This window comes from Pseudomonas sp. ZL2, from assembly GCF_054788455.1.
In genome coordinates this window covers 45,585-68,041 of record NZ_JBGOGX010000049.1, presented here as the reverse complement: position 1 = coordinate 68,041, position 22,457 = coordinate 45,585, and the positions used below count along the sequence as shown (strand labels likewise).

Sequence of the window (22,457 nt, the reverse complement as noted above, 5' to 3'; positions counted from 1 at the left end):
ATGAAATGAGCCATCAACCGAACAAGCTCCACGCCCTATTGGCCGGCACCCTGCTGCTGGCCAGCAGCATCGCCCTGGCCAACGGCCAGGCGCCGACGCCGGTGGCCAAGGAGCTGCAGCAGGCCAAGACCTACACGGTCAGCAGCGCGCCGATCGAGCCGCTGCAGATCCCGGCGCCGACCCTGCCGGACCTGTCTGGCTACACCTACGATGCCGTGCAGAACAAGATCGACCGTAAGCGCAAGGGCAAGGTCTCGGTCCGGCGCATGCTCCAGGAAAACAGCCTCAAGGAGTTCATCGGCGGTGACAACAAGATGGCCGAATGGGTGGCGCGCCAGCATGGCATTCCCCAGGCGATCTTCATCGACGACGGCCATGTCGACTTCACCGAGCTGAGCAAGCAGGTGCCCAGCCAGTACCTGCGCGAAACCGCACCGGGCGTGTACCTGGCGCGCCTGCCGATCGTGGTCGGGCAAAAAGGCGTGCTGGAGATCGACGCCAAGGTTAAGGAACTGCGCCTGTCCCAGGAAGGCGGCGCGTTCCTGGTCAATGACGGCAAGCTGTTCGTCAGCGACACCCGAGTGACCGGCTGGCGCGAGAAGGACAACGGCCCGGCGACCTTCCGCTCGCCCAAGGAGTTTCGCCCGTTCCTGCTGTCGTGGGGTGGCACCGAGACCTACATCGTCAACAGCAAGATGGCCAGCTTCGGCTACGCCAAGAGCAAGTCCTACGGCGTGAGCATCTCGCAGTACACGCCGAACATGGCCAAGCAGATGGGCCGCCCGGAACCCACCGGCTGGATCATCGGCTCCGAGTTCAGCGACATGTGGTACGGCTTCTACTGCTACGAGACCAGCGACTTCGTGGTCAAGGACAGTACCTACCGCGACAACATCGTCTATGGCATCGACCCCCACGACCGTTCGCACCGGCTGATCATCGCCGGCAACACCGTGTACGGGACCAAGAAGAAGCACGGCATCATCGTCTCGCGCGAAGTCAACGACAGCTGGATCATCAACAACAAGAGCTATGACAACAAGCTTTCGGGCGTGGTGATCGACCGTAACAGCGTCAACAACCTGATCGCCTACAACGAGATCTACCGCAACCACACCGACGGCATCACCCTGTACGAGAGCGGCGACAACCTGATCTGGGGCAACAAGCTGATCAGCAACCGCCGCCACGGCATCCGTGTGCGCAACAGCGTGAACATCCGCCTGTACGAGAACATCGCCATGGCCAACGGCCTGGTCGGGGTCTACGGGCACATCAAGGACCTGTCCGAAACCGACCGCGACATCGCCCTCGACCCGTTCGACACCAAGGTCTCGCTGATCGTCGTCGGCGGTGAGCTGGCAGCCAACGGCAGCGGCCCGCTGTCGATCGACTCGCCGCTGAGCGTGGAGCTGTACCGGGTCTCGATGCTGGCCCCGAGCAAGGCCAGCGGCATCAGTTTCTCCGGGGTACTGGGCGAGCGTCAGGACGAGATTCTCGACCTGATGGTGCGCCAGGGCAAAGCCGTGCTGATCGATCCGGTCGAGCGCCAGACCGAAATGCTGGACTGAGGAAGCCAATTCTATGCAACCACAACTGACCAAGCTGCTGAGCCTTTCCGGACTTGCCGCTGCCCTGCTCGCCATCAGTGCCCAGGCGTCGGCCGAGCAGGTCCAGGCGCCAAGCTTCAGCGCCGAGCCGTGCTGCCAGCTGTGCCCGGAGGCCCACGACGCCAGCCGCTACACCACCCGCTACCAGCAGAACTTCACCACCCTGGTGCAAGCCCAGGGCGACTGGCTGTTCCGTACCCGCGAAGACCTGCGCACCGAGTTCGACACCACGCCAGCCGGCTACCGCCGCCTGCAGCAGTTGCACGATGCGTTCAAGGCCAAGGGCGTGGAACTGGTGGTGGTCTACCAGCCAACCCGCGGCCTGGTGAACCGCAACATGCTCAAGCCCGCCGACAAGGCCGCGTTCAACTACGCCAAGGCGCTGCAGAACTACCAGGCCATGCTCGGGCGCTTCAGCAAGATGGGCTACACCGTGCCCGACCTGTCGCCGCTGACCAACGAACAGTTGGCCGCCGCCGACCAGGGCAAGGATTTCTACTTCCGCGGCGACCAGCACTGGACGCCGTACGGCGCCGAGCGCGCGGCAAAGATCGTCGCCGACAGCGTGCACAAGATGGCGGCCTTCGCCGACGTGCCCAAGCGCGAGTTCGAAAGCCACAAGTCCGGGCGCATGGGCAAGACCGGCACCCTGCACAACGTCGCCGGGCAACTGTGCGGCACCAGCTACGCGGTGCAGTACATGGACCAGTTCGTCACCGAGCCCAAGGGCGAGAGTGGCAGCGGCGATCTGTTCGGCGACTCCGGTAACCCGCAGATCACCCTGGTCGGCACCAGCCACAGCGGCAAGAACTACAACTTCTCGGGCTTCCTCGAGCAATACATCGGCGCCGACGTGCTCAACGTCGCCTTCCCTGGCGGCGGCCTGGAAGGCTCGATGATCCAGTACCTGGGCAGCGAAGACTTCCAGAAAAACCCGCCGAAGATCCTCATCTGGGAATTCTCGCCGCTGTACCGCCTGGACCAGGAAACCATCTGGCGGCAGATGCTCGCCCTGATCGACAACGGTTGTGAAGGCAAGCCTGCGCAGTTGAGCGCCAACACCGCACTCAAGCCGGGCAAGAACGAACTGATGGTCAACGGCCGCAATGGCGTGATCAAGGACCTGACCAATGGCCGTCATCAACTGGATATCCAGTTCGAAGACAAGTCGGTCAAGACCCTGCAAGCCACCCTCTGGTACCTGAACGGTCGTCACGAAGACCTGAAGATCGAGAAGCCGGAAACCGCCGACACCGATGGCCGCTTCGCCTTCGAGCTGCGCGAGGATGAGGACTGGGCTGCCCAGACCCTGCTCGCTGTCGAAGTCCAGGGGCCGGAAAGCGGCAGCCAGAAAGTCGCAGCCACGCTGTGCAAACGAAACTGAGGTGCTTATGAACACATTCAGCACATCCCCTGCAGGAGCGGGCTGCTTCAAGGTGCTCGTACTGGCTCTGGCCCTGTTCGGCTCGGCCGCGCAGGCCGCCGGGCTGGTCCCCCCCCAGGGCTATTACGCCGGGATCGAGAAACTCAAGACCGGCGACAGCGACTTCAAGTGCGAAGCCATCCCCCGGCCCTACACCGGCAAGCTGCAGTTTCGCAGCAAGTACGAAGGTTCGGACAAGTCCCGCGCGACCCTGAACAAAGCCTCGGAAAAAGCCTTCCGCGACTCCACCGCGAGCATCACCACCCTTGAGCGCGGGGTCAGCAAGCAGGTCATGCAGTACATGCGCGACGGCCGCCCACAGCAGCTCGACTGCACCCTCGAGTGGCTGAGCAGCTGGGCCAGCGCCGATGCGCTGATGTCCACCGACTACAACCACACCGGCAAGTCGATGCGCAAATGGGCGCTGGGCAGCCTGAGCTCGGCCTGGCTGCGCCTGAAGTTCTCCAACTCGCAGCCCCTGGCGGCGCACCAGCAGCAGGCCGAGCTGATCGAGAAATGGTTCGGGCGCCTGGCCGATCAGGTGGTCAAGGACTGGAGCGACCTGCCGCTGGAGAAGATCAACAACCACTCGTACTGGGCGGCCTGGTCGGTGATGGCTACCGCCGTCGCCACTGACCGCCGCGACCTGTTCGACTGGTCGCTGAAGGAATACCGGGTAGCCGCCAACCAGGTCGACGCCCAGGGCTTCCTGCCCAACGAGCTCAAGCGCAAGCAGCGCGCCCTGGCCTACCACAACTATGCCCTGCCGCCGCTGGCGATGATCGCCAGCTTCGCCCAGGCCAACGGCGTCGATGTGCGCCCGGAGAACAACGGCGCGCTCAAGCGCCTGGGTGATCGGGTGCTGGCCGGCGCCAAAGACCCGAGCCCGTTCAAAGCCAAAAACGGCGAGAAACAGGACATGGACGACCTGAAGATCGACAGCAAATACGCCTGGCTCGAACCCTGGTGCAGCCTCTACCGCTGCAACAGCGACGTGCTCGGGCGCAAGCACGACATGCAGCCGTTCAAGAGCTTCCGCCTGGGCGGCGACCTGACCCGGGTCTACGACCCGCAGGCCGAACAGAAAAAGTAAGGATCTGCATTGTCCCTGTGGGAGCTGGCTTGCCAGCGATCGGAACACCGCGGTGTGTCAGATACGACGCCTCGCTGGCAAGCCAGCTCCCACAGGGTTGGTGCAAGGCAAAGATTTGATCTGGTTTCTCCCGGGAGGTTTCACGGGGGGTTTGGGGGGCTGTTGCCCCGGTTGATAACGACAAGGAGAGATCGGGATGGTGTTTTCATCCAACGTGTTCCTGTTCCTGTTCCTGCCGATCTTTCTCGGCTTGTACTACCTGAGCGGGCAACGCTATCGCAACGCCCTGTTGCTGCTGGCCAGTTATGTGTTCTATGCCTGGTGGCGGGTGGACTTCCTGGCGCTGTTCGCCGGGGTCACCCTGTGGAACTACTGGATCGGCCTGAAAGTCGGCGCCGCCGGCGTGCGCACCAAACCGGCCCAGCGCTGGCTGCTGCTGGGCGTGGCCGTCGACCTGTGCATCCTCGGCTACTTCAAGTACGCCAACTTCGGTGTCGACAGCATCAACGCGATCATGACCTCGTTCGGCCTTGAGCCGTTCATCCTCACCCATGTGCTGCTGCCGATCGGTATCTCGTTCTATATCTTCGAGTCGATCAGCTACATCATCGACGTGTACCGCGGCGACACCCCGGCGACCCGCAACCTGATCGACTTCGCCGCCTTCGTGGCGATCTTCCCGCACCTGATCGCCGGCCCCGTGCTGCGCTTCAAGGACCTGGCCGACCAGTTCAACCACCGCACCCACACCCTCGACAAGTTCTCCGAAGGCTGCACGCGTTTCATGCAGGGCTTCATCAAGAAGGTGTTCATCGCCGACACCCTGGCAGTGGTCGCCGACCATTGCTTCGCCCTGCAGAACCCGAGCACCGGCGACGCCTGGCTCGGCGCCCTGGCCTACACCGCGCAGCTGTACTTCGACTTTTCCGGCTACAGCGACATGGCCATCGGCCTGGGCCTGATGATGGGTTTCCGCTTCATGGAAAACTTCAAGCAGCCGTACATCAGCCAGTCGATCACCGAGTTCTGGCGGCGCTGGCATATCAGCCTGTCGACCTGGCTGCGCGACTACCTGTACATCACCCTGGGCGGTAACCGCGGCGGTACCTTCGCCACCTACCGCAACCTGTTCCTGACCATGCTCCTGGGCGGCCTGTGGCACGGCGCCAACTTCACCTACATTGTCTGGGGCGCCTGGCATGGCATGTGGCTGGCGATCGAGCGGGCCCTGGGCATCAACGCCGCGCCGCAACGCTTCAACCTGGTGCGCTGGGCCTTCACCTTCCTGCTGGTGGTGATGGGCTGGGTAATCTTCCGCGCCGAGAACCTGCACGTCGCCGCACGCATGTACGGCGCCATGTTCAGCTTCGGTGACTGGCAGCTGTCGGAACTCAACCGCGCCAACCTCACCGGCCTGCAAGTGGCGACCCTGGTACTGGCCTACGTGACCCTGGCGTACTTCGGCCTGCGCGACTTCTATCGCAACGCCAGGCCCGAGCCCAAGGCCAGCCCGGTGGCCGTCCATGCCGACGGCAGCCTGAGCCTGGACTGGGGCCTGTACGCCACCCGTGCGCTGGTGCTGCTGCTGTTCGTGGCCTCGATCCTCAAGCTCTCGGCGCAAAGCTACTCGCCGTTCCTCTACTTCCAGTTCTGAGCGAGCCGACCATGACCCGATCATTACGCAAACTCTACGCCCTGCTGTTCCTCGCCCTGTTGCTGGGCCTGGGCCTGCGGTCGCTGGGCGGCCTGGGCAGCTTCCAGCGCAGCGCGCAGATGACCGCCCTCGACGGCAAGCTGGCCAAGGCCGCCGAGACCCACTACGACGAGCAGTTCCCGCTCAAGCGCATCGGCACCAACCTGTGGGCGGCGCTGGATTTCAAGCTGTTCAACGAAGGCCGCCCGGGCGTGGTGCTGGGCCGCGAGCACTGGCTGTTCAGTGACGAGGAGTTCAAGCCGGTGGCCAACAGCGACCAGTTCGAACAGGAAAACCTCGCGCTGATCCGCGGTGTGCGCGACACCCTGCAGCAACGTGGCGTACAGCTGGTACTGGCAATCGTGCCGGCCAAGGCGCGGCTGTATCCGGAGTACGTCGGCGAACAGACCCCGGCCAGCCTGCACACCGACCTGTACAACGAGTTCCACGCCCAGGCCCGCCAGGCCGGCGTGTTCGCCCCCGACCTGCTGGCGCCGCTGCAGGAGGCCAAGGCCCGTGGCCAGGTGTTCCTGCGTACCGACACCCACTGGACGCCCATGGGTGCCGAAGTGGTCGCCCAGCACCTGGCCGCCGCCGTCGCGCGCCAGACTCTGCTCAACGGCGAGCCGCAGCAGTTCGTCACCGAACAGCGCCAGAGCGCGCCGTACAAAGGCGACCTGACCAACTTCCTGCCGCTCGACCCACTGTTCAGCAACCTGCTGCCGCCGCCGGACACCCTGCAACAACGCAGCACCCGCCCGGCCCAGGCTGAAGGTGAAAACGGCGACGCACTGTTCGCCGACAACGAAATCCCGGTGGCACTGATCGGCACCAGCTACAGCGCCAACCCCAGCTGGAACTTCCTCGGTGCCCTGCAGCAAGCGCTGCGCAGCGACGTGGTCAATTACGCCGAAGACGGTCATGGCCCGCTGCTGCCGATGCTCAAGTACCTGCAAACCGACGCCTTCAAGAACAGCGCGCCGCAAGTGCTGATCTGGGAGTTCCCGGAACGTTATCTGCCAATGAAAAACGACCTCAGCGCATTCGATCCGCAGTGGATCGCGCAGCTGAAAAAAACCCGCAATGCCAATCAAGACCTGGCCCTGTCGTCCCATCGGACGGAAAACTGAAGAGGAAACGCACATGACCTTGCATACCCAAAAGCTCCGCATCGCCAAAGCCTGCGCCCTGGCCGCCGGTCTGAGCCTGCTCTCGCTGCAAGCCCTGGCCGGCGCCGACGCCGCGCTGTATGGCCCGACCGCGCCGAAAGGCTCGACCTTCGTGCGCATCTACAACGCCGGTGCCCAGCCGGTCAGCGCCAGCGTCGGCAATACCCAGATCAACGAAGTGGCCGCCCAGGGCAGCAGTGATTTCAGCTTCATGCCCCAGGGCGATTACAGCGCCAAGGTCGGCAGCCAGAGCCTGCCGGTCAAGCTCGCCGCCGATCACTACTACACCCTGGTCAACAACGCCTCGGGCCAGCCGCAGCTGGTCGAGGAGCCGCCGTTCAAGAACAAGCAGAAATCCCTGGTGCGGGTACAGAACCTCAGTAACCAGGCTTTGACCCTGAAGACCGCCGACGGCAAGACCGAAGTGGTCAAGCCGGTGGCCGCCAAGGCCCGTGGCGAGCGTGAGATCAACCCGGTCAAGGTCAGCCTGGCGCTGTATGAAGGCGATAAGAAAGTCAGCGATCTGAAGCCTGTGGCTCTGGAGCGCGGCGAAGCGGCGGTGCTGTATGTCACCGGCTCCGGCAGCAACCTGTCGCCGGTCTGGGTCAAGCGCCCGGTATCCACCCGTTAACCACCTGCCTATTTCTATTTTTGGAGAACACCCATGATTCCAGTCATTCTGTCCGGTGGTAGCGGCTCGCGTCTGTGGCCCCTGTCGCGCAAGCAATTCCCCAAGCAGTTCCTGGCCCTGACCGGCGAACACACCCTGTTCCAGCAGACCCTCTCGCGCCTGGTGTTCGACGGCATGGACGCCCCCATCGTGGTCTGCAACAAGGACCACAAGTTCATCGTCAGCGAGCAGCTGCAAAGCCTGAAACTCGAAACCCAGGGCATCCTCATGGAGCCCTTCGGCCGCAACACCGCGCCAGCAGTGGCGCTGACCGCGATGAAACTGGTCAACGAAGGCCGTGACGAGCTGATGCTGGTGCTCCCGGCCGACCATGTGATCAACGACCAGAAAGCCCTGCAGCGGGCCCTGGCCCTGGCCACCGTGGCCGCCGAGCGCGGCGAGATGGTGCTGTTCGGAGTCCCGGCGACCAAGCCGGAAACCGGCTACGGCTACATCAAGTCGAGCCAGGACGTACTGCTGCCCGAAGGCGTCAGCCGGGTGGCGCAGTTTGTCGAGAAACCGGACGAAAAACGCGCGACCGAGTTCGTGCGGGCGGGTGGCTACTTCTGGAACAGCGGCATGTTCCTGTTCCGCGCCAGCCGCTTCCTCGAAGAGCTGAAAAAGCACGATGCCGACATCTACGACACCTGCCTGCTGACCCTGGAGCGCAGCGAGGAAGACGGCGACAACCTGAGCATCGACGAAGCCACCTTCGCCTGCTGCCCGGACAATTCCATCGACTACGCCGTAATGGAAAAGACCCAGCGCGCCTGCGTGGTACCGCTGTCGGCGGGCTGGAGCGATGTCGGTTGCTGGTCGTCGCTGTGGGACGTGCATGAAAAAGACCACAACGGCAACGTGACCAAGGGTGATGTGGTGGTCCAGGACAGCCACAACTGCATGATCCACGGCAACGGCAAGCTGGTGTCGGTGATCGGCCTGGAGAACATCGTCGTGGTCGAGACCAAGGACGCCATGATGATTGCCCACAAGGACAAGGTTCAGGGCGTCAAGCAACTGGTCAACACCCTTAACGAACAGGGCCGCAGCGAAACCCAGACCCACTGCGAGGTGTACCGGCCGTGGGGCTCGTACGACTCGGTGGACATGGGCGGGCGTTTCCAGGTCAAGCACATCACCGTCAAGCCCGGCGCCAGCCTGTCGCTGCAGATGCACCACCACCGCGCCGAGCACTGGATCGTGGTGTCCGGCACCGCCGAGGTGACCTGCGACGAGAACGTGTTCCTGCTCACCGAGAACCAGTCCACCTACATCCCGATCGCCTCGGTGCACCGCCTGCGCAACCCGGGCAAGATCCCGCTGGAGATCATCGAGGTGCAGTCCGGCAGCTACCTGGGCGAAGACGATATCGAGCGCTTTGAAGATGTCTACGGGCGCTCGACACCGATCGAGCGCGGGATTTCGATCAAGACCATCGCGCAGTAAAACCCCAATCGCGGGGCAAGCCCGCTCCTACACATTGTGGGAGCGGGCTTGCCCCGTGATGCTTTTTGGTTAGGATGAAAGAATACCCGCACACAAGGTTCGCTCCATGTTCATCGGCGCCCTGCTCATCCTTACCTGGCTGGTCCTGCTGCTGCGCTACCCGGCCAAGGCCCTGCCGATTTCCCTGGCGGCGCTGTTCGGCCTGGGGCTGGTGGCGTTGTGGGTGGTGTGGCTGGACAATCGCGAAGCCAACCAGCTGGCCCGCCTGGAACTGCGCCTGACCTACGCCCCCGAGCAATGCCCGGCCGATCGCCCGCTGCAAGTCCACATCAACAACGGCAACTCGGTGCCATTAGTGGAGCTGCGCTGGCGAGTAGCAGCCTATGCCCCCGGCGATACCGTCAACCTTGCCGAAAACACCTATGCCGCCCCGCGCTACCGCGGCCCGGGCGAGCTGCAACCCGGCGCCAGCTGGCAGGAGTGCCTGCCATTGCCGCCGCTGCGTTCCGGCTACCGGCCACAGAGTGTCGACTACCGCGCCGAGCACCTGCAAGGCAGTTTCGCCGACTGAGCACCTGATATTTTTGCCAGGTTACCCAAGCGACAAAAACCTGTTGAATACCGCTGCAGACTTCACTGCCTAGCGGGGTAAGGTCATGGTTGATTCATCGCCAGCGGTACAGGACGAGTTCAAGCAATTGTTCGAATGCATCAGTCACCATCAGCGATTGACCAAGCCAGTGGTGATCCTGGTGTATTCGGAGACCTGTCCGGCGTGCGCCGACGCCAAACGCAACATGGCAACCCTGGCCGATAATGGCTATCGGGAACGCGTTCAGTTTTATCAGCTGACATTCGCCGCCTTTCAGGCGTTGTCCTGCGACCTCCAGGTCACCCATGTGCCCACTCAACTGCTGTACGACACGGAAAGCCAGCGCCAGTTGTGGACCGGCATCTACACCGAACAGCTGGAAAATGCGCTGAAAACCCTGTTCGCTGAAGTATGATCCAGTACCCCCACTGCTTAAGGACAGCAGCTCATGCCCAGCGTGTTGATCACCGGTTGCTCCAGCGGTATCGGTCTGGCTTTGGCCGAGGCCTTCAAGAATGCCGGCTTCGAGGTCTGGGCCACGGCGCGCAAGGCTTCTGACGTCCAGCGCCTGGCCGCCAACGGCTTCAATGCCCGCCAGCTGGACGTCAATGACCCAGCGGCATTGAGCCAATTGGTAAGCGAACTGGAACAACGCGGCCAGGGCCTCGATGTGCTGATCAACAACGCCGGCTACGGCGCCATGGGCCCCCTGCTCGATGGCGGCGTCGAGGCCATGCGACGGCAGTTCGAGACCAATGTGTTTGCCGTGGTCGGTGTCACCCGCGCACTGTTCCCGGCCTTGCGTCAGAACAAAGGCCTGGTGGTGAATATCGGCAGTGTCTCCGGGGTCCTGGTCACGCCGTTCGCCGGTGCCTACTGCGCCTCCAAGGCTGCGGTGCACGCCCTGAGCGAAGCGTTGCGCCTGGAAGTGGCGCCGTTTGGTGTGCGCGTGATGGAAGTGCAACCCGGGGCGATTGCCTCGCAGTTCGCCAGCAACGCCGGGCGCGAAGCTGAGCAATTGATCGAAGAACACTCGCCCTGGTGGCCGCTGCGCGAAGGCATCCGTGCCCGCGCCCGCGCCTCCCAGGACAAGCCGACCCCGGCCGCCGACTTCGCCCGGGGCGTACTCAAGGCCGTGCAGCAGCCAGAGCCCACGGCACTGGTGCGCCTGGGCAACGGCAGCCGCGCCTTGCCGCTGCTGCAAGCCTGGCTGCCCCAGGGCTTGCTGCAACGGGTGCTGAAAAAACGCTTCGGCCTGGACCGCGCGCTCTAGGCGATTGAACGCACCACGCCACCATCGACGCGCATGGCCGCGCCAGTGGTGGCGCTGGCCTGGCGCGAGGCCAGGTAGATCACCAGGTTGGCCACTTCTTCTACCGAAGCCAGGCGCTGGATGATCGAACTGGGACGGTGTTCGGCAATGAAGCCGGCCTCCAGTTGCTCCACCGGCACACCCTGCTCCTCGGCCATCTTGGCGAAGAAGCCGCCGACTCCTTCGGAGCGGGTCGGCCCGGGCAGCACGGCATTGACCGTGACGCCGGTGCCGGCGAGGGTTTCCGCCAGGCCGCGGGACACTGCCAGCAGTGCGGTCTTGGTGGTGCCGTAATGGACCATCTCCACCGGAATCTGCAAGGCCGATTCACTGGACAGGAACAGCACCCGGCCCCAGCCGCGCTCGGCCATGCCCGGTGCGTAATGCCGCGCCAGGCGCACCGCGCTCATGACGTTGACCTCGAAAAACAGCTGCCAGTCTTCATCGGTCAGCTCGAAAAAGCCCTTGGGCTCGAAGATGCCGAGGTTGTTGACCAGGATGTCGGTCTGCGGCACTTCGGCAAACAGCCGGGCGGCGCCTTCGGCACAGCCCAGGTCCGCGGCAAGCCCCGAGACGCGAGCGCCGGGCAGCTTCAGGCGAATGTGCTCCAGGGCCTGATCGACCCGTTCCTGGCTACGGCCATTGATCACCACGTCGGCACCCGACTCGGCCAGGCCTATGGCAATCGCCAAACCGATACCGGCGGTGGAGCCACTGACAATCGCGCGCTTGCCATGCAATGAAATGTTCATACCTGTGTCCTTACGCTGGATGAAAAAAACTGACAGATCAGCCCTGTGCGGCGGTCTGCAACGGCGCACTGAACGGCTGCCATCCGCCCCCCAGCGACTTGTACAAACCGACCAGGGCCTGGGACACCGCCGCCGAGCTTTCGACCCACTGCTCCTGGCTGGCCAGCAAGGCGCCCTGCACGCTGAGCACATTGAGAAAGTCCACGGCGCCCTCGACGTATTGCTGCTGGGCGGTCTGCAGGGCGATGCGGTTCTGCCGCACGGCCTCTTCAAGCAGGTCGCGGCGCAACTGGCTGGCGTTGTACAGGCGTAGCACATCGTCGATTTCGTGCCAGGCGCGCAGCACCACCTGCTGGTAGCGCAAGGCGGCTTCCTGCTGCTGGGCTTCGCGCAACTTGAGCACTCCGCGCAAGCGCCCGCCTTCGAAAATCGGCAGGTTCAACTGCGGGCCGATTGCAAACCGGCGTGAATCCCAGCTTCCGAAATCAGACAACTGCATCGACTGAAAACCAACATTGCCCGACAGACGGATGCTTGGATAAAAGTCGGCCTTGGCCACACCGATGCTGGCGGTGGCGGCATGCAATTGTGCCGCGGCCTGGAGAATATCCGGGCGGCGCTCGGCCAGCTCCGACGGCACGCCGATGGCAAAGCGTTGCTGTGGCGTCGGCATCGCCGCAGGTTCCAGCAGCTCGGCCTGCAAGCTGCGCGGCGGCTCAGCCAGCAGCAGGCCCAAGGCGTTGATCAGTTGCGCCTGGCGCTCTTCCAGGGTTGGCAGGCGTGCCTCGATCGAGGCGACCTGGGCACTGGCCTGAGCCACATCGAGGGCGGTGGCGACACCGTCGCGCAAGCGCATCTGCGACAGGCGCAGGCTGTGCCGGGAGACCTCGAGGTTTTCCCGGGTAACAGCCAGGTTGCTCTGCACGGCGCGCAACTGGATGTAGTTGCCAGCGGTCTCGGCCAGCAGTGACAACAGCACACCACGACGGTCATTCTCAGCCACTTCGACCACCGCATCGGCGGCTTCGACCTGGCGGCGCACGCGGCCCCAGAGGTCGAGTTCCCAACTGGCGGTAAAGTCGCCCTGCCAGAGGTTGAAGGCCGACTTGCCGCTGTTGCCGGACGGGTCATTGAGGCCTTCGGCACTGTTGCGCGCACGGCTGTAACCGCCGCCCAGGTCAACCGATGGGGTCTGCTCGGAAGCGATGCTCATGCGTAGCGCACGGCTTTGCAGCAAGCGCGCACTGGCGATCTGCAGGTCGAGGTTGCGCTGGCTGGCGCGCTCGATCAGGGCGCTGAGCTTGGGGTCGTGAAAGCTTTCCCACCAGCGTTGCTCCAACGGGTCGGCCTGGGCCTGGCTGGCGGCGGGCGTTTCCTGCAGCGCTGCCCAACTGGCGGGGGCATGACTGTCAGGCTTGTTGAAATCCGGGCCCAGGGTGCAGCCGGCCAACAGGCTCAGCAACAACGGGCAAAAGGCGAACGCAGGTTTCATCGGGCGCTGACCTCTTCACCGGTAGCCAGGGTCGCGCCAGTGTCGATCTTCGCCACGACCGACATGCCGACCCGCAGGCGCTCCAGCAATGGCTGGTTGGCGTCGAAGACAATCTTGACCGGAATGCGCTGCACCACCTTGGTGAAGTTGCCGGTGGCGTTGTCCGGTTTGACCGCAGCGAAGGTGACGCCGGTCGCCGGGGCGATACTTTCGACCCGCCCGTGCAGGTATTCATCGGCGAAGGTATCCACACGGATTTGCACCGGCTGCCCGGGCTGCACGTGGGTCAGCTGGGTTTCCTGGAAGTTGCCGACCACATAGGCGTGCTCCAGCGGTACCACCGACAGCAAGCGTGCACCCGGATTGACGTAGGCTCCGACGCGCAGCGCACGCTCGCCGACCATGCCGTCGATGGGCGCGACGATGCGGGTGTAGGACAGGTCCAATTGCGCCCGATCCAGGCTTGCCTGGGCATGCTTGAGGCCACCTGCGGCACTGTCGACCTGAGCGCTGAGAATGTCCACCTGCTTGCGCGCCGCGGCCAGCGCGGCCTGTGAGTTGGCCAGCCGCGCCCGTGCCTGATCGACCCGGCTGCGCGCCTGCTGGGCGTTCTGCACGGTACCGGCACCCTGCTCGGCCAGGCGGCTGTGACGGGTCAGTTCGTGGTTGGCAAAGGCCAGCTCGGCCTGATCGGCGCTGACTGCGGCCTGAGCCTGATCAATCAGTGAAACCTGACGTTCGAGGGTCGCCCGGGCATTGTGGCTTTGCGCGGTGGACACCAGCAGTTGCGCCTGGGCCGCCGCCAGCGCGGCCTGGTAGTCACGGTCATCGATCAGCGCCAGCAACTGGCCGGCCTTGACCTGCTGGTTGTCTTCCACCAGTACCTGTTTGATGAATCCGGCCACCTTGGGCGCGATCACCGTGTAGTCGGCAGACACATAAGCGTCGTTGGTGCTCTGCTCGCTGTCGTGGCCCAGCAGCATCGGGCCGAGCACGCCCGCCAGCCCGGCAACGACCAGGGCGGCGACGAGCAAGGCGGTTTTTTTATGGTTTGTTGTAGTGGTCATGTCTTTCTCTCAAGTCCGCAAACCTAGGCCACCGCACGCGGTGGGTAGATCCGGGTAGGCACAAAAGGAATCAGCACAATCAGCGCCGCGGCCAGCAGCGCCATGCACAGGTAGAGGTCGGCCGAGGTCAGCACCAGGGCTTGTTCGTGGATGCGCCTGGCCAGGCCCGGCGCGCTGCTGTCGGCCAGCGGCGAATTGCCCAGGCTGTCAACCAGCGCGTTGGAATGAAAATGCCGGCGCACGGTAGTCAGCGCCTCGATCAGCCCGGCGGCGACCACCGAGGCCAGGCCCTTGACCGTGTTGAACCAGGCCGAGGCGAACGGCCCGTCCTGCGGGGTCATGCCGCCGGTGGCCAGCATCAGCAAAGGGATCACCGACATCGGCTGGCCAAAGATGTGCAGCAGTTGCAGCAGGTAGAAGTTGTCGCGAATCCACACGCTGGTGAGCTGGGTGCCCAGCGCGCACGACAACGACAGCATGCCCAGCCCCGTCGCCAACACCCAGCGGCAATCCACCGCGCGGATGTTGCACAGCGCCGCTACCAGCGGCAGCGCCAGCAATTGCGGCAAGGCCACCAGCAGCATCAGCGGGCCGGTCTGCGCCGGGCGGTAACCCTGGATCTGCGCGAGGTAGCTGGAGGGGATGATGATCACCGCAGTCAGCACGATCAGCACACCGAACAGGGTCACCAGGGCGTGGGTCAGGTTGCGCACCTTGAGCATCTGCAGCTTGAAGAACGGCAGCGGCTCGGACCACTCGTTGCACAGGAACAGCACCAGCAGTACCAGGCCGCCACCGAGCAGCCAGCAGATCAGCGTCGAGTCGAACCAGCCCATGCGGTCACCCAGGGTCAGGCCGATCACCAGCGTGCAAATGGCCGGCAGGCCGAGCAGCAGGCCGCGCCAGTCGAACTGCTTGAAGCGTTCAAGGCGCAGCGGGTCCTGAGGCAAACCCCAGGACACACAGGCCATGGCCAGCAACGACGGCAGGATGATCTGCCAGAACGCCCACTGCCAGCCGACATACTCGGTCCACAGCCCGGCCAGCGGCGTGCCCAGGTTGGGCCCGAAGGTGGCGGTCAGGGCGTAACCGGCCAGGCCGTAGACCTTGATCCCCGGTGGCAGAAAGCGCAGGGCGACGCTCATCAGCATCGGTGGCAGCGCCCCCGACGCCAGCCCCTGCAACGTGCGCAACAGGAGCAGGCTGGACAGGTTCGGTGCATAGGGCTGCAGCAGGCCGAGCAGGGCAAACACGCCGATGGCACAAAGGGTGAAGCGGCGCAGGGAAAAGGTCGCCGCCAGCCACGGCGAAAAGGCCATGGCCGAGACCGACGCCGCCGAATACACCGCAATCAGCCAGGCGCCTTCATCGGCGCCAATGAACATGCCGCCACGGATATCGGCCAGCGAGGCCTTGGTGACCATCTCGTTCAGGCCGGCGCACAGCACCGCCAGCAGCACCCCGAGCAGGCCGACCAGAATGCGCGTGCCGAAAGCCGCCGGCGCCGCAGCGGCGGCAGCAGGTGGGGGCAGCACAGGTAAGGGAGTCGCGATCAGCGAACTCATGACAGACATCTCCGGACAGACAAGGAACCGGCAGAAGTCTATGAAGGGTCAATGCTAACGAAAACTGACATATTGGCAGTTTACTAGTGCAGCAAACGCAATCGGCCGGTTCAGCGCTGCTCGCTGCAGCAGGCCTTGAGGATCTGGCGCAGCCAGCGGTGCGCCGGATCGTTGTCAAAGCGTGGGTGCCAGGCCTGCATCACCGTCACCCGCTCCATCGGCAAGGGGATGTGGAACGAGCGCAGCGGCAGGCCGAGCTTGGTCACGCTGCTGAGGATGTTGGCCGGCATCGGCAGCAGCAGGTCAGAGTCCGGCAGGGAGAACATCGCCGAATGAAAGCTCGGGGTGATCAGCGCCACCCGCCGCTGCACCTTGTAATTGGCCAGCTCGACATCGATCGGGCCGTTGGCCCGACCACGGCGCGACACGCTGATCTGCGGGTAGGCGGCAAAGCGTTCGGGGGTGATCTCGGCCTCGAAGATCGGGTGATCGTGGCGCGCCAGGCCGACGTAGATGGTGTTGAACAGGCTCTGAATCTTGATCTCGGGACCCAGGTCGATGGTCGAGCTGACGATCAGGTCGGTACCACCGTCGCGCAGTACCGCATCATCGTCGCCACCGCTTTCGGGGACGAAGCGCAGCACGGTATGCGGCGCCTGCTCGTGCATCATCTGCAGCAGTTGCGCGCCATACAGGGCGATGAACAGGTCATTGGTGCGGATGTTGAAGGCCCGGTCGAGGGTCGCCAGGTCGACTTCTTCACGGCTGCGAAACACCAGCCCGGCCTGCTCGACCAGGGCCCGCACCTGCTCGTGCAGGGCCAGCGCCCGCGGTGTCGGCACCAGGCCGCGGCCGGCGCGAACCAGGATCGGATCGCCGATGGCCTCGCGGATCCGCCCCAGGGTCCGGCTCATTGCCGCCGGGCTGAGGTTCATGCGCCGCGCCGCGCCGACCACGCTGCCTTCATCGAGCAGGGCATCGAGGGCGACCAACAGGTTCATATCCGGGATCTGCATTGCCAGGCATCCATGACGTGTAAACAAGGGGCGATCTTAACAGCTCGACAGCGGCCTTCGGTTTGCGCCGCACGCAACTACACAGTGCAGGCCAGGCCATTTATCCGCAGGCCGGGAATCCCCAACAATAGCCGGCTCGACTGTCGCCCACAGGAGCCGCCCATGCTCAGCCCCGTATTGATTGCCATCGATGGATCGCCCGCTTCCCAGCGCCTGGTCGAACTGGCGCAGCAGTACTGCCTGCCCAACTGCCATCGCCTGCTGGTGGTGCTGGCCATCGACAGCGCCTTTGCCCTGAGTGACGGGCCGGGGGCGATCAGCCTGTACGAGCAGCAGGAGTATCCGGCGGCCACCGATGAGCAGCGCCATGCCACCCAGGCCGTGCGCCAGGCCCTGGAGAACCTGCGCGCGCTGGGGTTCGAGAGTGAAGGCAAGCTGGTGCAAGGCGAGCCGGTGGCGGCAATCGTTGCTGCCGCCCGCGAGCTTGAGTGCGAGCTGATCATCGTCGGCCACCGGCACTTGAACCGCCTGGGGCGCTTGCTGGATCCGTCGATCAGCAACAAGGTGATCGATCAGGTCAGTTGCCCGGTGCTGGTGGATTCGCGCCAGGACTGAGCCGCTTTTAACCCTCTTTCTGACCCGGCTTGACCACCACCGTACAGGTGGTCCCCGCCGCCAGCAAAAAGCCCTCCGGCACTTCATCGATATGAATCCGCACCGGCACGCGCTGGGCCAGCCGTACCCAGTTGAAGGTCGGGTTGACGTCGGCGATCAGCTCGCGGCTTTCCGGGTTGTCGCGGTCATAGATGCCGCGCGAGATGCTCTCGACATGCCCCTTGAGCCTTTCGCCGCTCATCATCTGCAGCTCGGCCTGGTCACCCACCCGAACATGCGGCAGTTTGGTTTCCTCGAAGAAGCCGTAGACCCAGAACGAGTCCTTGTCGACCACCGCCATCTTCGGCTCGCCGGTACGCGCGTAGTCACCGCGATGGACGTTGAGGTTGGTGACGTAGCCATCGACCGTGGCAAGGATCCTGGTGCGCTTGAGGTCGAGCTCGGCCGCCGCCAGTTGCGCCTGGGCCTGCTGGTAATCGGCCAGCGCCGAGTTGGCGATGTTGCTGGCATCGTCACGGTTCTCCCGCGAGATCACCAGGTTGTCCATGTCGGCGCGGCGATGGGCGTTGACCTTGCGCATTTCCCAGGTGGCCTTGCGCGAAGCGACCAGCGCCTGGGCCTGGCGGACCGCCACTTCGTAGTGCTCGGGGTCGATCTGCAGCAGCACATCGCCCTTCTTCACCAACTGGTTGTCGCGCACCGGCACATCGACCACATAACCCGGCACGTCGGCAGCAACGTTGATGATGTCGGCGCGCACGCGCCCGTCGCGGGTCCAGGGCGTGTTCATGTAATGCACCCAGAGCTGGCGACCGATCACCACGGCAGCGGCCAGCACGAGCAAGGTGGCGATCAGGCTGAAAAACTTTTTCATCAACAGGGGTCTCAACGGTAGAGAGTCAGGGCCATGGAACCGAACAGGCAGATAAACAGGCACAGGCGCAGCAACGCCGGGTGCCAGAAGAAGCGGTAGCCGTCATGGCTGGCGATAAACCGGTCCAAACCCCAGGCAAGCCCGGCGGCGAACAGGAACATCAGGGTCATGGTCGGCATGTAGACGCCATGGAAGGCGATTTCACGAGGCATGGGGCAGTCCTTTGGCCGGGGCCAGTTCGGCCAGCGGCGACTGAGGGTCGAGCAACGAAGTACGGATGAAATGCAGGTAGCTCTGCACCCGGCGCAGGGCCGAGGTGTCGAAGTGGCGGGCGAACGGCTCGTCGGTGGCCTGCACCCGGCTGATGGCGTGATCCACCGCCACCAACGCACGCTCGTGGTTGCTCGCGCTCGGCTGCATGAACAGCCGCGCCAGCGCCCGGCCCATGACCCGGATGGCCTGGCGCCAGGGCTGCGATTCGGCGTAGCACGGGTGCACCGGCAAAATCGCCTGCTCCTTGCGCAGCTCGATGATCGCGTGACCGACCTCAAGCACCACGAACATCCAGCGCAGCAACTTGCTCTGCACCCGCGGCTGGCCGACCGCCAGGCCATAGGCCTGGTGCAGCAGGTCGCGGGTGCGGCTTTCGAAGCTCGAACCCAAGCCGCGTAGGCGCCCGGTGATCGCATACAGCACCTGGGCACGCAAATCCTGCTCCAGGCGGCTCCACAACCAGCGGCTGTTGGGCGGCAGGATGATTGCCCCGGCAGCGGCGCAGACCAGCATGCCGATGACCATGGCGATGTAGTCGTTGATGAAGTTGTAGGGGTTGTAGATGGTCAGGTTGTCGGGCACGGAACCGGTGGCAAAAAAGATCAGCAGGCCCAGCCCGTAACCGGCATAGGCCGGTCGCGAAGCGAGGAACGCGCCGAACACGAACACCGGCGCCAGCACCAGGCACAGCAGCGGGAAACCGTCGATCCAGGGGAACACGAAGAAGGTTTCGAAGAAGCCGACAAAGGCGCCGAACAAGGTCCCGCAGGCCATCTGGAACGACATGCGCTTGGGGTTTGGCGTGGCCGCCGAGAGGCCGACGGTGGCCGCGGCGATCAGCGTCATCATCGCCCCGCTCGGCCAGGCGGTGAGTATCCAGAAGCTGCCCAGCACCAGCAGGATGAACGAGGCGCGCACACCGGCGGCCAGTGAGGCCATCCAGTTGGTCTGCGCCACATAGGGCTCATCCCACTGCTCGCGGGCATGGTTGTGCTCGGTCAGCGAAGCGTGGGTCTGGGCGTAGCTGTGCATGTCGTCGACGAAGCGGTACAGCAGTTCGTAGGCGGTGTGGAAGTCCAGCAGGTCGGCATCGCTCGGGCCGCTCTCGACATACGCCGCACGCAGGGTGCGCACGCGCTCCGGCAAGCCTTCCTTGTAGGCGGCCAACTGCTCGGCCAGGCGCGCCGCATCACCCTCGGTAAGTCCGCGACCGGCATAGCCGTCGAGCAGCTCGGCCAGGGCGGTGAGCCCCGGCTCGATGGCGGTGACGATCTGCAGCGGCCCACGCAAACGCAAGCGCTCCAACAACTGGTGCAAGGCGTTGAAGCGCGTGGTGATGGCCATGAATTCGCTGTTCATCCGCCCCAGGCGCCCGTTGCGCCGGCGCATGTGCGGGTCTTCGAAGGCGGTGACACTGCGCAGGCTTTCCAGGCCCACGGCCTCGGCGATAAAGCGCACGTTGCTGCTTTCGAAACGGTCGCGCTGGCTGTCGCCGCGCAGGCCCTCGGCAACGAAGCCGGCAAACACGCCGAAGCGTTGGTACAGGGCGTTGCGCATCGAGGCGCTGGCCGACTGCGGCAAAATCGCGGCGCTGACCAGGGTCGAAACCAGAATCCCCAGGGAGATTTCCAGCACCCGCCACACCGCGGCCATGAACGCGCCGTCGGGATGCTGCAGGGCCGGCAGGCCGACCATCGCCGCGGTGTAACCGGCGAGAACGAAGCCATAGGCGCGGAAGGTGCGGTAGCGCATGGCGCCGGCCGAACACAGGCCGACCCAGATCGCCAGACTCGGCAGGAACAGCTCGGTGTTCTGCGGAAACAAGGCGATCAGCGCGACCATCATCGACGAGCCGGCCAGGGTGCCCAGCAGCCGGTAGAAGCTCTTGGCGAACACATGGCCGCTCTGCGGTTGCATGACGATGAACACGGTGATCATCGCCGTGCGCGGCTGCGGCAACTCCAGGCGCATGGCCAGCCACAGGGTCAGGAAGGCGGCGCTGAGAACCTTGAAGATGTACACCCAGGTCACCCCGTCGGTGCGCACCCATTCAAAGAACCCGCGACGCCACTCCAGGGTGGCCAGCCAGCGAAACGGCAGAGTCAGTGCGCTCATTCGGCATGGCCCGGCTTGTCGAAAATCGCCAGGGTCGCCGGGGTTTTCGGTGCCTGTTGCCGGTCTGCTTCCGGCACATCATGGCCCGCGCCCAGGCCGCCGCCCAGGGCCGTGACCAGTTCGGCGTGGGCACTCAGGCGTGCGGCCTGGACCTGCTGCTGGATCTGCTGCTGGCGGAACAGCATCGTCTGCGCGTTGAGCACATTGAGGTAATCGGTCAGGCCGCGCTGAAAGGCGATCATGGCGATGTCGTAGGTCTTCTGCGCCGAGGCCACCGATTCGGCGGCAAAGTGCTGCTGCTCGTGCATCGACTCACGGCGGATCAACTGATCGGAAATCCCCTTGAGCGCCTCGACCACGGTCTGGTTGTAGCGCGCCACGGCGATGTCATAACCGGCCGAGGCAACCCCCAGTTGCGAACGCAGGCGACCGCCATCGAACACCGGCAGGCTGATCGCCGGGCCGACGTTGTAGTTGAACTTGCGCCCGGTCAGAAACTCCAGCGCCCCGCCACCGGTGGCCATGAAACCGAGGCCACCGACCAGGTCGACGTTGGGGAAGAAACCGGCATGGGCGACATCGATACCGCGGGCCTGGGCCGCGACCTGCCAGCGGCTGGCGACCACGTCCGGGCGCTGGCCGACCAGCTCGGCGGGCAAGGCCGAGGGCAATTTCAGCGCGGTACCCAGCGCCAGCTGTGGACGCTGCAGTTGCGCACCCTCGCCTGGACCTTTACCGGCCAGGGCTGCCAGCTGGTTACGGGCCAGGGCGATTTCTTCATTCATTGCATCGAGCTGACGGTGGGTTTCCGGCAGCGGCGTCTGCGCCTGGCTGACTTCGAAATGGGTGCCGATGCCGCCGGCCAGACGCCGTTCGGCCAGGGCCAGGATTTGCTCCTGCTGCTCAAGCTCGGCCTTGACGATATCGCGCTGGGCAAAGTGCAGCGACAGCTGGATGTAAACCTTGACGATATTGTTCTGCAGCTCGAGCTGGGCCTGGCGGGCCTGGGCCACGCTCATGTGGGCCATGTCCACGGCCTGCTCGCTGGCATTGCGCTCACGGCCCCAGAGGTCGAGGGCGTAGCTGAAGCCGAGCGCGGCATTGTTGTCCCAGGTGTTGGAACCGGACAACGCGCCGGGGCCATAGAACTGGTCTTCCGGCCAGTTGTGGCGCTTGAGCGTCGACTGGCCATTGACCTGCAGTTTTTCCGCCGACTCGACCACCCCGGCCATGGCCTTGGCTTCGCGCACACGGGCGGCGGCCATGGCCATGCTCGGGCTGTCTTGCACGGCCAGGGCGATCCAGCGATCGAGTTGCGGGTCGCCGTAGGCCCGCCACCATTGCTGGTCGGGCCAATGGGCGTCGCGGGCGGCTTCACGGATCGCCGCGTCGGTGGTCAGGGTATTGGCTTGCAGCGTCTTGCTTTGCGGGGCAATGCCCCAGGTTCCGATACAGCCGCTCAAGGTCAAGCTAAAGGCACAGGCACTGAGCGCATTGAGCGCTCTGATGATGCGACGCGGCACAGCTGCAAATTCCCGACGTAGAAGGTGGATGACGCTTGGAGACGCAATTCTAGGGGGCTGCCGCACTGGCGATAAGCGTGCATTACTGCGAATCTTTGTTACGAAAACAGCGATAATCCGGCTTTAGTCTGAAGACCGCCTCGGTTACTTCATGTCA

20 protein-coding genes are annotated in these 22,457 nt (G+C 64.3%); 11 read left to right on the top strand and 9 right to left on the bottom strand.

Annotation, left to right across the window (positions count from 1 at the left end; all coding sequences use genetic code 11):
• Positions 1 to 5 precede the first annotated feature (5 nt).
• The 10 genes from algG (at position 6) to ABM562_RS22720 (ending at position 10,969) form a co-directional block, all read left to right on the top strand.
• Positions 6 to 1,571, top strand: coding sequence for a mannuronan 5-epimerase AlgG (gene algG, locus ABM562_RS22765; RefSeq protein WP_115085391.1), 1,566 nt, complete (start codon positions 6 to 8; stop codon positions 1,569 to 1,571).
• A 13-nt stretch (positions 1,572 to 1,584) separates the two neighbouring features.
• Positions 1,585 to 2,994: an alginate O-acetyltransferase gene (locus tag ABM562_RS22760; RefSeq protein WP_115085390.1), complete on the top strand. Its 1,410-nt coding sequence runs from the start codon at positions 1,585 to 1,587 to the stop codon at positions 2,992 to 2,994.
• A 7-nt stretch (positions 2,995 to 3,001) separates the two neighbouring features.
• Complete coding sequence (locus tag ABM562_RS22755; protein ID WP_460423407.1) at positions 3,002 to 4,126, top strand: mannuronate-specific alginate lyase; 1,125 nt, start codon at positions 3,002 to 3,004, stop codon at positions 4,124 to 4,126.
• Between the two features lie 196 nt (positions 4,127 to 4,322).
• Positions 4,323 to 5,780 (top strand): MBOAT family O-acyltransferase, encoded by a 1,458-nt coding sequence (locus ABM562_RS22750; protein ID WP_460423405.1) that lies wholly within the window; start codon positions 4,323 to 4,325, stop codon positions 5,778 to 5,780.
• Positions 5,781 to 5,791: 11 nt separating this feature from the next.
• Positions 5,792 to 6,949, top strand: coding sequence for an alginate O-acetyltransferase (locus tag ABM562_RS22745; protein ID WP_460423403.1), 1,158 nt, complete (start codon positions 5,792 to 5,794; stop codon positions 6,947 to 6,949).
• 13 nt (positions 6,950 to 6,962) lie between these two features.
• The gene (locus tag ABM562_RS22740) at positions 6,963 to 7,619 is read left to right on the top strand and encodes an alginate O-acetyltransferase AlgF (protein WP_233674215.1); all 657 of its coding nucleotides are present in this window, start codon (positions 6,963 to 6,965) and stop codon (positions 7,617 to 7,619) included.
• Between the two features lie 33 nt (positions 7,620 to 7,652).
• Positions 7,653 to 9,104: a mannose-1-phosphate guanylyltransferase/mannose-6-phosphate isomerase gene (locus ABM562_RS22735; RefSeq protein ID WP_134061403.1), complete on the top strand. Its 1,452-nt coding sequence runs from the start codon at positions 7,653 to 7,655 to the stop codon at positions 9,102 to 9,104.
• Positions 9,105 to 9,210: 106 nt separating this feature from the next.
• Positions 9,211 to 9,675: a multidrug transporter gene (locus tag ABM562_RS22730; protein WP_115085384.1), complete on the top strand. Its 465-nt coding sequence runs from the start codon at positions 9,211 to 9,213 to the stop codon at positions 9,673 to 9,675.
• Positions 9,676 to 9,760: 85 nt separating this feature from the next.
• Entirely contained in the window at positions 9,761 to 10,111 is a 351-nt protein-coding gene (locus ABM562_RS22725) for a thioredoxin domain-containing protein (RefSeq protein WP_233674214.1), read from the top strand.
• Positions 10,112 to 10,144: 33 nt separating this feature from the next.
• Positions 10,145 to 10,969 (top strand): SDR family oxidoreductase, encoded by an 825-nt coding sequence (locus ABM562_RS22720; RefSeq protein ID WP_460423400.1) that lies wholly within the window; start codon positions 10,145 to 10,147, stop codon positions 10,967 to 10,969.
• On the opposite strand, the gene ABM562_RS22715 is transcribed toward ABM562_RS22720, so the two are convergent.
• From ABM562_RS22715 to ABM562_RS22695, 5 genes are all read right to left on the bottom strand, one after another.
• Positions 10,966 to 11,760: an SDR family NAD(P)-dependent oxidoreductase gene (locus ABM562_RS22715; protein WP_115085381.1), complete on the bottom strand. Its 795-nt coding sequence runs from the start codon at positions 11,758 to 11,760 to the stop codon at positions 10,966 to 10,968. The genes ABM562_RS22720 and ABM562_RS22715 overlap by 4 nt on opposite strands.
• A gap of 37 nt (positions 11,761 to 11,797) precedes the next feature.
• On the bottom strand, positions 11,798 to 13,252 hold the full coding sequence (locus ABM562_RS22710) for an efflux transporter outer membrane subunit (RefSeq protein ID WP_460423398.1): 1,455 nt from the start codon (positions 13,250 to 13,252) through the stop codon (positions 11,798 to 11,800).
• A complete protein-coding gene (locus ABM562_RS22705) occupies positions 13,249 to 14,319 on the bottom strand; it encodes an HlyD family secretion protein (protein WP_115085379.1) in 1,071 nt (356 codons plus the stop codon). The genes ABM562_RS22710 and ABM562_RS22705 overlap by 4 nt, the downstream gene beginning before the upstream one ends.
• 23 nt (positions 14,320 to 14,342) lie before the next feature.
• Entirely contained in the window at positions 14,343 to 15,884 is a 1,542-nt protein-coding gene (locus tag ABM562_RS22700; RefSeq protein WP_115085378.1) for an MFS transporter, read from the bottom strand.
• Positions 15,885 to 15,994: 110 nt separating this feature from the next.
• Positions 15,995 to 16,900, bottom strand: coding sequence for a LysR family transcriptional regulator (locus ABM562_RS22695; RefSeq protein WP_460423396.1), 906 nt, complete (start codon positions 16,898 to 16,900; stop codon positions 15,995 to 15,997).
• Between the two features lie 162 nt (positions 16,901 to 17,062).
• On the opposite strand from ABM562_RS22695, the gene ABM562_RS22690 reads away from it, so the two are divergent.
• The gene (locus tag ABM562_RS22690; RefSeq protein WP_115085376.1) at positions 17,063 to 17,515 is read left to right on the top strand and encodes a universal stress protein; all 453 of its coding nucleotides are present in this window, start codon (positions 17,063 to 17,065) and stop codon (positions 17,513 to 17,515) included.
• Positions 17,516 to 17,522: 7 nt separating this feature from the next.
• On the opposite strand, the gene ABM562_RS22685 is transcribed toward ABM562_RS22690, so the two are convergent.
• From ABM562_RS22685 to ABM562_RS22670, 4 genes are read right to left on the bottom strand one after another with little or no spacing between them, the layout of a single operon-like run.
• A complete protein-coding gene (locus tag ABM562_RS22685; protein WP_115085375.1) occupies positions 17,523 to 18,389 on the bottom strand; it encodes an efflux RND transporter periplasmic adaptor subunit in 867 nt (288 codons plus the stop codon).
• Between the two features lie 11 nt (positions 18,390 to 18,400).
• Positions 18,401 to 18,601: a DUF1656 domain-containing protein gene (locus ABM562_RS22680; RefSeq protein WP_028943216.1), complete on the bottom strand. Its 201-nt coding sequence runs from the start codon at positions 18,599 to 18,601 to the stop codon at positions 18,401 to 18,403.
• A complete protein-coding gene (locus ABM562_RS22675) occupies positions 18,591 to 20,777 on the bottom strand; it encodes an FUSC family protein (RefSeq protein WP_115085374.1) in 2,187 nt (728 codons plus the stop codon). Before ABM562_RS22675 ends, ABM562_RS22680 begins: the two co-directional genes overlap by 11 nt.
• Positions 20,774 to 22,300, bottom strand: a complete 1,527-nt coding sequence (locus ABM562_RS22670; RefSeq protein ID WP_233674208.1) for an efflux transporter outer membrane subunit — start codon at positions 22,298 to 22,300, stop codon at positions 20,774 to 20,776. The genes ABM562_RS22675 and ABM562_RS22670 overlap by 4 nt, the downstream gene beginning before the upstream one ends.
• Positions 22,301 to 22,457 lie beyond the last annotated feature (157 nt).